The organism is Agrobacterium sp. a22-2 (genome assembly GCF_012276985.1).
GTDB lineage: Bacteria > Pseudomonadota > Alphaproteobacteria > Rhizobiales > Rhizobiaceae > Allorhizobium.
Map to the genome: position 1 here is coordinate 1 of NZ_JAAXMM010000078.1, position 428 is coordinate 428.

Annotated in this window: 1 protein-coding gene; it reads right to left on the reverse strand. The window is 63.1% G+C overall.

Annotated features, from left to right (window positions below; translation table 11 throughout):
* The coding region (locus HFC70_RS26450; RefSeq protein WP_168476305.1) for an aminotransferase class III-fold pyridoxal phosphate-dependent enzyme at positions 1-428 on the reverse strand (428 nt) is incomplete at both ends.

Below are 428 nucleotides of genomic sequence, written 5' to 3' on the forward strand. Positions count from 1 at the left end.
GATCACCAGCGGCGGCGCAATGATCATGGTGTCGCCCACCGCGCGCATGATCAGGCCGTTATTGAAGCAGTAGCCGCGACAGACCATGCCCACGCCCACATCACCGGAGAAGCGCTTGCGCGTGGCCTTGTCCTGCACCAACTCGATGGCGCCAAGCATGCCGATGCCGCGCACTTCGCCCACCAGCGGGTGATCCGCCAGCTCACGCAAGCGCTTCTGCAGGTAAGGCGCCGTTTCTGCCTTCACCCGCTCGACGATGCCTTCTTCCTTGAGAATGCGCAGGTTTTCCAGGCCCACCGCCGCCGCCACCGGATGCCCGGAATAGGTGAAGCCGTGGTTGAAATCGCCATGTGCCTCGATCACTTCGAACACCTTGTCACTGACGATCAGTCCGCCCATCGGCACGTAGCCCGAGGTCAGGCCCTTGG